Annotated in this window: 9 protein-coding genes and 1 tRNA gene; 1 reads left to right on the forward strand and 9 read right to left on the reverse strand. The window is 33.6% G+C overall.

Annotated elements, in window-relative coordinates; all coding sequences use genetic code 11:
• Positions 1-78: 78 nt before the first annotated feature.
• From JCM7501_RS09930 to JCM7501_RS09960, 7 genes are all read right to left on the reverse strand, one after another.
• The gene (locus JCM7501_RS09930) at positions 79-1,056 is read right to left on the reverse strand and encodes a D-alanine--D-alanine ligase family protein (protein ID WP_012994238.1); all 978 of its coding nucleotides are present in this window, start codon (positions 1,054-1,056) and stop codon (positions 79-81) included.
• Between the two features lie 52 nt (positions 1,057-1,108).
• Positions 1,109-2,158 carry a beta-L-arabinofuranosidase domain-containing protein gene (locus JCM7501_RS09935; protein WP_028992384.1) on the reverse strand — a complete coding sequence of 350 codons (1,050 nt, stop codon included), beginning with the start codon at positions 2,156-2,158 and terminating at the stop codon, positions 1,109-1,111.
• A 20-nt stretch (positions 2,159-2,178) separates the two neighbouring features.
• Positions 2,179-3,354 carry a glycosyltransferase family 4 protein gene (locus JCM7501_RS09940; protein WP_028992383.1) on the reverse strand — a complete coding sequence of 392 codons (1,176 nt, stop codon included), beginning with the start codon at positions 3,352-3,354 and terminating at the stop codon, positions 2,179-2,181.
• 29 nt (positions 3,355-3,383) lie between these two features.
• Positions 3,384-4,430 (reverse strand): sugar phosphate nucleotidyltransferase, encoded by a 1,047-nt coding sequence (locus tag JCM7501_RS09945; RefSeq protein WP_028992382.1) that lies wholly within the window; start codon positions 4,428-4,430, stop codon positions 3,384-3,386.
• 206 nt (positions 4,431-4,636) lie between these two features.
• Positions 4,637-5,536: a beta-1,2-mannobiose phosphorylase gene (locus JCM7501_RS09950; RefSeq protein WP_028992381.1), complete on the reverse strand. Its 900-nt coding sequence runs from the start codon at positions 5,534-5,536 to the stop codon at positions 4,637-4,639.
• A 14-nt stretch (positions 5,537-5,550) separates the two neighbouring features.
• Positions 5,551-6,459 carry a beta-1,2-mannobiose phosphorylase gene (locus JCM7501_RS09955; RefSeq protein WP_028992380.1) on the reverse strand — a complete coding sequence of 303 codons (909 nt, stop codon included), beginning with the start codon at positions 6,457-6,459 and terminating at the stop codon, positions 5,551-5,553.
• An 8-nt stretch (positions 6,460-6,467) separates the two neighbouring features.
• Positions 6,468-7,280 carry a glycoside hydrolase 5 family protein gene (locus JCM7501_RS09960; protein WP_081723147.1) on the reverse strand — a complete coding sequence of 271 codons (813 nt, stop codon included), beginning with the start codon at positions 7,278-7,280 and terminating at the stop codon, positions 6,468-6,470.
• 52 nt (positions 7,281-7,332) lie between these two features.
• Between JCM7501_RS09960 and JCM7501_RS09965 the strand changes: the two genes are divergently transcribed.
• Positions 7,333-8,055 (forward strand): pseudouridine synthase, encoded by a 723-nt coding sequence (locus JCM7501_RS09965; RefSeq protein ID WP_013149569.1) that lies wholly within the window; start codon positions 7,333-7,335, stop codon positions 8,053-8,055.
• 23 nt (positions 8,056-8,078) lie between these two features.
• Here JCM7501_RS09965 and ymfI read toward each other — a convergent pair whose 3' ends face one another.
• On the reverse strand, positions 8,079-8,816 hold the full coding sequence (gene ymfI / locus JCM7501_RS09970; protein WP_013149568.1) for an elongation factor P 5-aminopentanone reductase: 738 nt from the start codon (positions 8,814-8,816) through the stop codon (positions 8,079-8,081).
• Between the two features lie 123 nt (positions 8,817-8,939).
• A tRNA-Gly gene (locus JCM7501_RS09975) sits at positions 8,940-9,014 on the reverse strand.
• Between the last annotated feature and the right edge of the window lie 7 nt (positions 9,015-9,021).

Consider the following 9,021-nt stretch of genomic DNA (forward strand, 5'->3'; position numbering starts at 1 on the left):
CTTTGAAGAGGTTTACCTTATCTATAAAAAGTATACCTCAAAAAAATAGCAAAAATCAAATAAATTTTGTGAATAAATTTATTTTAACTTATACCTTTCTATAGCACTTTCTATAATCTTCCCAATAAATTCTCCTCTTGTTAAACCTGCCGCTTTTGCCATATAACCCATATATCCGTGATGAACATGCTTTTCACCTTTGCTACTTGACATTGTAAGTCCCGCAAATGTATTCAATTCTAAGAAATAAGGAACATTATCTTTGCTTAAAATCATATCAATTCTTGCAAAATCCTTGGCATTTAAAACCTTATAAATATTTAAAGCCGTCTCTTTAATCTTTTCTTCCACTTCCTTTGATACTTCCATAGGGCATTTTATTATCTCATTGTCAAACATTTTATGTTCATAAGTATTAGTTTTAACGTTATTATATCCTACTTCCAATAAAGGCAATACTTGTGGGTGTTTATATCCGATTATTCCAACGGTCACTTCTTTTCCTTCAATAAATTCTTCGATTAGTGCTGCTTGTCCTATTTTTTCTGTTATCTTGCTTACAACTTGTGGAAGTTTATCCTTGTCATAAACTATATTTTCTTCATCTATTCCTGCACTTCCTCTTCCACTAATAGGTTTTACAAATAAAGGAAATCTAAGATGACCCACGGGAGGAATCTCTTGAGAATTTTTCGCAACTACATATTTAGGTGTCGGCAAACCGTGAAAAGCCACAATGTCTTTTCTCATTCTTTTATCGGTAGCCACCAGATCTAATCCAGACCCAACGTATGGTATGTTGAATACTTCCAGAAACGCTACTTCTTTCATGCTTGAGGCATTAAAAATTAAATCGACTTTTTCTTTTTTTATAGTTTCATAAGTTTCTAATGGATCTTCCTTCCATTCTATGAGAACTGAATCAAATCCAGCTTCTTTTATGGCCATATAATGATGGTATGCTTCATCATAGGCATCGTCATATACTTTGTCTGGCATCAATTTCCTCTGAAATTCGACATTCCTGAATTTCCTCCAGAGCACACCGATCTTCATATGGTATCACCCTTTTCAATTTTTATAAAATTTTTAGAAGAAAAAAGGAATATCACTTAAATACAATATCTGTATGATTCACTATCATTTCAGTTATAATGAGTGAAATTACGCTCTCAGCTCCTTCATTTAAATTTACTCCATCTTTAGTTAGGCCGTCATAGCAACCTCCTGTTTCCTCATCCACTAAACTTACATTTCTTGAGTTTTCACCTAAAAACCATTTATAGCATTTAAAAGCTTTTTCTCTGTACTTTTCTTCTTTAAAAATTTTATAAGCTTCTGTATACATAAGAGCAGTTTCACATGCCTCTATCGGCTGTTCATCAAACTCTGCAGGTTTTTCATTTCCTTTTTTGTACCATCCTTTACAGCCAACCGGTTTAAAATAGTCATTTTTAAAAGTTACTTTCGCTAAAAATTCCATACTTTCTTTTGCAACCTCTAAGACTTCCTCATCTTTTGTAACAGTGTATACTTTAAGAAGAGACCATGGAATTACTGCATTGCTGTAAGTCATTACATTTTCAAACCATTTCCACTCTCCATCTTTGTTTTGTCTATATCTTTGGACTATCTTTTTTGAAATAGAAATCATCAAATTTTTTATCTTCTCTTTGTTAAATTCAGTAACATCAGAATTATATAAAAGGCTTAATCCTATTAACGAATAAGCGTTACCGCGAAGAAAATTTAAATTTGCCACATTGGGTAAAGCTTTTTTTAGTAATGCTAGTGCTACATTTTTAAATCCGTTTGACAAATTAGTATTTAATAAATATCCCAATGACCAAAGACATCTTCCAAAGCAATCTTCAGTTCCAACTTCTTCAATAAATTCTCTATTGTAGTTCATAAAATTTCTAAAATATCCTTTGCTGTTTTGGGCATAAATCAAGAAAGAAAGATATCTTCTTAAAAGCTCAAGATACTTTTCATCTTTGTAAACTTCATATAGCATTGAAGCAGCAATAAGAGCTCTTGTATTGTCATCAGTAGTATAGCCTTTTGTCAAATCGGGTATAGAGTAAAGGGAATGTTGCAAAATACCTGTATCATCCGTTAAATTGAAAAGATGCTGAAACTTAGTTGATACCTTCATTATTCCATTTCCCCCTTCCTCTATATCACAATTTCCTCCCTTGATCTACTGTCCAATACAGACAAAATCATTATGACATACCTGTAAGCAACGTTATTCCACATCATTGCATTACCTAATTTCTTAATTGCTGACTCTATCTGTAGTCTTTTTTCAGGATTTTCAAATACATATTCAATATGTTTAGCTAAAGAATTTGCATCACGGAAGTTAGCCAGTAAACCTCTTCCTTCACCTAAAATTTCTTCAGCATACATATAAGGAGTAGAAATAATCACTTTTCCTAAACCTGCTGCATATGCTAACGTACCGCTTACAGCTTGTTCTTTGTTTAAGTATGGAGTCATATATATGTCTGACATCTTCAAATATTCCAAAATCTCTTTCTTTGTAAGATATTTATCTGCAAATTTTACATTCTTTTCTATTCCAAGCTCGCGGACTAATTTTTGTAGTCTCTCCCTGTATTCTTCCCCAAATTCTCTCTTTATGTTTGGATGGGTTTGGCCTAAAATTAGATATAGTACCTCTTTGTATTTTTGAGCTACAATACTTATTGCTTCTATACCGTACTCTATTCCCTTACCAGGATTTATAAGACCAAAAGTGCTTATTATTTTTCGTCCTTGAAATCCATATTTTTCTTTTAATGTTTCCTTGGGCAATACTGGAAGACTGGGAACTCCATGAGGAATCACTGTGATTTTACAGGAGGGTATGTGATATATCTTCTCAAGAAGTGGTATGGTATTTTTTGACATCGTTACTACGCGAATACTTTTTTCACCTAATTTTCTAAGTATCGTAAGTTGTTTTTCATCTGGATTTGATAACACTGTGTGGACAGTTAAGACAAAGGGTATATTTAAGTTGTCTACCAAATCTAATAAGTACTCTCCCCATTTTCCTCCAAATATTCCGTATTCATGTTCTATAACGAGCAAATCTATGTTTGAGTTATTTAATTTCCTGGCTAACCTTACATAATCTTCTCTTACAAATTGTTGTAACTGATATTTGACATCACTGTCGTATTCATAAACTTTATTGTCATTTATTGCAATTACTCCTGCAAAATTTATAAGTTTTATCTTTTTTATTTCATTAACTAGATCTTGAGTAAAGGTCGCAATACCACATTCTCTTGGTGGATAAGTGCTTAAAAATGCTACATTTCTCCCCGTTATATTCATCATATCACACCCCCTTCTTAGTTTGCTTAGTATTAAGTTGTCATTGTGCTACTCGCTAACCTATTAGCTGTAAACACTGTATTCTTAATTTCCATATTCACCTCTACGATACATTCTGAAGTTACAACTGCATTGTCTAATCTCGCAAACCTGCGAACTTTTACATTATTCCACAATATGCTTTTGGATACTTTGCTTTCTTGACCTATTCGACAGTTATTCCCAATTACTGTATAAGGTCCTACCGTAGCATAAGCATCAATTTCAGTATTATTTCCAATATAAGCAGGTCCTATTACTCTTGCAGTAGGATGAATTTTAACATTGTCTCCCAAAATTATTCCTCTTGAGAAATTAGTACTTATAAATCTTGATTTTCCTCTTAAAATATCCTCATGAACTTTTTTATACTTGTCTATTGTACCTATGTCTATCCAGTAACCGTTAAATTTATAAATAGCCATTCTATACCCTTTTTCAAGAAGCGTTGGATAGGTCTCTCGTTCTACAGACACCACTGTATTTTCTGGAATTTCCTTTAGCACATCAGGTTCAAATACATATACTCCTGCGTTAATATATTTAGAATTGCTCTCGCCTGGTTTGGGCTTCTCTTTAAAAGCAGTTATAAACCCTTTTTCATCAAATTCTATAACACCGTACTGAGAAGTATCTCTTACTTCAATAGATGCAATAGTTACTTGTGCTCTTTTTCTCTTGTGGTATTTTATCAAGTCTGCATAGTTAACATCGCTGACAATATCAGAATTTAAAATGAGAAAAGTATCATCAAAAAATTTTTCGGCGTTCTTTATTGCTCCGCCAGTTCCCAAAGGAGATTCTTCTGTAATGTAGTGTATTTTTACACCTAAATCTTCTTTCTGTCTAAAATAATCTTCAATATACTGGGATTTATAATAAGTACTTATTACAACCTCATCTATTCCACTTTTTTTAAGGTTTAAAATAATACTTTCTAAAAGAGGCCTTCCCATGATAGGAACCATTGGTTTTGGCAGGTCATCTGTAAGAGGTCTGAGTCTCGTCCCTAAACCTCCTGCCAATAGCAACGCCTTCATAAAAGACCCCCTCCTTATTTATGAAGTTTCAAAAATTAAGTTTAAAAACAAAAGAAGGGTGTGAGTGAGTGATGTAATTATAAGAACGAGAAGAACCAAGAAGAGGAAAAATATATTAGCACTCTTTAAATTCGGCTGCTAATAAGTATTATAATTAATCCTTTTTGGCATGTCAAGTACTTTTCTGTAAATAAAAAACAGGCCTTTTAAAGCCTGTTAAAAATGATATCTTTCATCTCTAAAGTAGCCACACCTATAACAGTATCCGCTCCTCCGTAATAAACGTAAATAGTATCATCTTTTACAGCATTACCACAACTAAATACAACATTAGGAATGTACCCTTCTTTTTCCCACTTAAGTTCTGGCTCTAATATAGGCTGTTTTTGCCTTGCAATAACCTTTGATGGATCTTCTAAATCTAAAAGGACTGCTCCCAATCTATATACATTATTGTCATCAGCTGCATGATATATCAAAAACCAACCGTCCTTTGTCTTAATAGGAGGTCCTCCAATTCCTACCCTCGTGCTTTCCCATGTGTTGGGAATGGGTTTTAATATTGGTTTATGGTCGTACCAATTTTTTAAATCGTCAGAAAATGCTATCCAAATATCGGGATATCTCCTGTGCAACATTACATATTTACCCTCAACTTTTTCAGGAAACAAAGAGGCATCTTTATTAGGTTCATCTAAAACTACTCCTTTTCTCTCCCAATCTATAAGGTTTTTGGATGTAGCCAAACAAATCCTATAGTCATCATCGAATCTGTCCCCAAAACCTGTGTACATCATATAATAAATGCCGTCAATTTTAACTATCCTTGGGTCTTCTAATCCTCTGAGCTCTTGTTCTGTCTCATTGCTCAGCACTGGTTTGTCTAATCTCATAAAATTAATTCCGTCTTTGCTAACTGCGTATCCTAAACGAGAAGTATATTTCCCATATTTAGCATGGGGTCCAATGTCAGTAGCTCTGTAAATCAAGTGAAATAGTCCATTGTCATAAATTGCTGCAGTGTTGAAAACCGCTGCTCTTTCCCATTCATTTTCTGCTTTTGGTACAAGTACTGGCTTATCCGACAATCTCTTTAATCTTATCACGTAACACACTCCTTTTAAAATTTTACTTTTCTTTTTTCAATAGCTGCTACACCTATATGGGTATCTGCTGCTCCATAATATACGTAATACATGTCATTTGCTTCAATCGCACCGCAGCTAAACACCACATTAGGCACAAGCCCATTTATTTCCCAATCAAGCTCTGGCTCTAAAATAGGCTCTTTTTGTCTTGCAACAACCTTTGACGGATCCTTTAAGTCTAAAAGAGCTGCACCAAGTCTATATACATTTTTGTCATCCACCCCGTGATATATTAATAACCATCCATCTTCTCTTTTTAAAGGAGGTCCTGCTATGCCAATTTTCTTTGACTCCCATGTGTGAGGTTTAGGGGACATTATAATCTTATGGTCATACCAGTTTACTAAATCGTCAGAATAAGCAATCCAAATATCGGGCATTCTTCTATGAAAAAGCACGTACTTTCCATTTATTTTTTCGGATAAAAGCGCTGCATCTTTATTAGGCTCATCGAAGACAATTTTGTGCCCTTTCCAATTTTTTAAATCAAAAGACCAAACCATACATATTCTAAAATCCAACCAGTCCCTGCCTCCAAAACCTGTATAGAGCATGTAATACTTATTGTCTATTTTTGTAATCCTTGGGTCCTCTACTCCCCAAGCTTCTTGTGGAGTCTCACCTACTAAAACAGGCTTATCAAATCTTTTGAAATTTATACCATCTTCACTTACAGCATATCCAATGGAGGATATAAATTTATATCTTTCTTCGGGCTTTTCAGTATTCAACACAAATTTATTATTAGAGGCTCTGTAAAACAAGTGAAATTTATTATCTTCATATATTACTGCCGCATTAAAAACAGCCCCCCTCTCCCATTCATGCTCTTTTACCGGAGACAATATGGGTTTGTCACTAAGTCTCGTCAGTCTGAACATCCCTCCATTTATACCCCCTTTTCCAGCAATATTGCAACTACTCCATTAGCCTCTATTGTTAAATATTCTAAATTAATCTGCCTTCCGCTGATTAAATCTTGTATTTTCTCACTATTTTTTGTTTTTTCTCTTACGTTTATCTTAGTGTCGATATCTATGTCTTCATGATTTATAAAGAGTACAAGGGTTTTTCCGTCATAATCAAACTCTTTTACTTCAATATAAGGAGACTCTACTTTTACATTGTATTCTATTCCGCTCAGCTCTTTAGCATACTTATAAATCAAATAAGACCTGTCAGTCTTATATACATCGGGCATATAACTTAAATAGAGCTCAATAGGATACGTAAAGTCGTATTTTTTTATCTCATTTGATAAGACATAGTTCCACAGCCAAGCATCATGTCTTGACTTTGCTTTTATATAATTGTCCGGCTCGTTTGAAAGGTCCCAAAACAAAATAGCAGATTCATCTTTGTACTTTTCAGCAAAAAAGCGTACCAATTTAATTTGATGCCTCAACATAAATGAATCACTGTATATATTTCTGCCTTCTCTCCACGGCACATCCCAATTCTCACCGCTCATATGCCCCACAAAAAAAGTAGGCGCGATTTTCATATCAACTTCATGACATATCTTGATAAGCTCGTCAAACTTTTTCACCGCTTCCTCTGATATTACATCAGGTTTTGGCTGAAAATCCTCCCAAAAAAGATTTATTCTCATTACATTAATGCCTAAGCTTTTCGCTTCAATAAATTCACTTTTTATCTCATCATGATTCCACTCTTTACCAATATCATATACTCTAAAAATACAAAATTTCGTGTTATAATTACATCATAGACTCTTTTTGGGGGTAATTTATATGGCAAAGATGAGAATAGATAAACTTTTATCAAATATAGGCATTGGTACAAGAAAAGAGGTTAAAAAATTCATTAAAGAAGGTCTTGTATTGGTAAATGGAAATACAGTAAAAGATGCTGGTCTAATTGTAGATACTGAATTTGATGAAATTTTATTTGATGGCGAAAAGATCAATTACAAAGAATTTATATATATTATGATGAATAAACCAAAAGGAGTTATTAGCGCTACATATGATCCTATTGAAAAAACCGTTATTGACTTATTACCGCAAGAATTAAAAGCTCGAAATCCCTTTCCAGTAGGAAGACTTGATAAAGATACAGAAGGATTGCTTCTTATAACGAACGATGGAAATTTAGCACATAAGCTTTTATCTCCAAAAAAAAATGTGATAAAAAAATATTATGCTGAAATATTAGGTTTTGTAAATGAAAGGGATATTAAAGCTTTTAAAGAAGGTATTGTACTTGAAGATGGCTATAAAACTCTTCCTGCAGACCTTGAAATTCTTTTATCCTCTGAGGTATCAAAAGTTTATGTTTATATAAGAGAAGGGAAATACCACCAAATAAAAAGAATGTTTGAATCAGTTGGCAAAAAGGTCGTATACCTTAAAAGATTGGCCATGGGTAGTCTTACCCTTGACGAAAATCTAAAACCTGGGCAGTGGAGAGAATTGTCTGAAGAAGAGCTATCTCTCCTGAAAAAGTCGATATAAAAATAAGGCTTTCGCCAAGCCTTTCAAATAAATCCCCCATCTACTGTTATAACTTGCCCTGTTATGAAATTTGACTTGTCAGATAATAAAAACAATACAGCATTTGCTACATCTTGAGGTTTCCCTATGCTCATAAGTGGGATACCCTCAATTAAGTGTTCCTTTTCTTCCCTATTTAAAATGTTGTTCATTCGAGTGTCAATTACTCCAGGAGCAATACAATTAACTCTTATTTTAGAAGGCCCTAGCTCTTTTGCCAAAGCCTTTGTAAAAGCTATTATTCCTCCTTTAGATGCTGAATAATGTACTTCACAAGAAGCCCCAGAAATACCCCAAATTGAAGAAATATTTATAATACTCCCATATTTTTGAGGTAACATATACCTTAAAACACTTTGTGTGCAATTGAAAATACCTTTTAAATTGACATTCATCATCTTATCCCAATCTTCTTCTGTTATTTCTATAAATGGTTTGATTTGGGCAATTCCTGCATTATTTATAAGATAATCAATGCGACCAAATCTATTGTAAATACTATCAATCATATTATCTACCTGTTGTCTATCTGAAATATCTGCTTTAAAAATTTCCGCATAACTGAAATTATTTTTTATGTATTCTTTAAGTCCCACTGCTTTATCATAACTGTTATTATAATGTATTGCTATAGAAGCACCTTCTTTTGCAAGCTCTATACAAATTTCTCTTCCTATGTCCCCAGCACCACCAGTTACAATCGCTACTTTGCCATTTAACATCTCTTTCACCTTCTACAACAATCGATAGTTCTTTTTGTAATTTTATAAAAAAATAAAATTATGTCAATATCAAAAAAATAATGAAAGGTTCTGCTTTTACCTCGCAGAACCTTCATTTTCTTATGGAGCGGATGACGGGATTCGAACCCGCGATCCTCGGCTTGGGAAGCCGATGCTCTACCACTGAGCCACATCCGCATTTTTT

Source organism: Thermoanaerobacter thermocopriae JCM 7501, from assembly GCF_001310975.1.
GTDB lineage: Bacteria > Bacillota > Thermoanaerobacteria > Thermoanaerobacterales > Thermoanaerobacteraceae > Thermoanaerobacter > Thermoanaerobacter thermocopriae.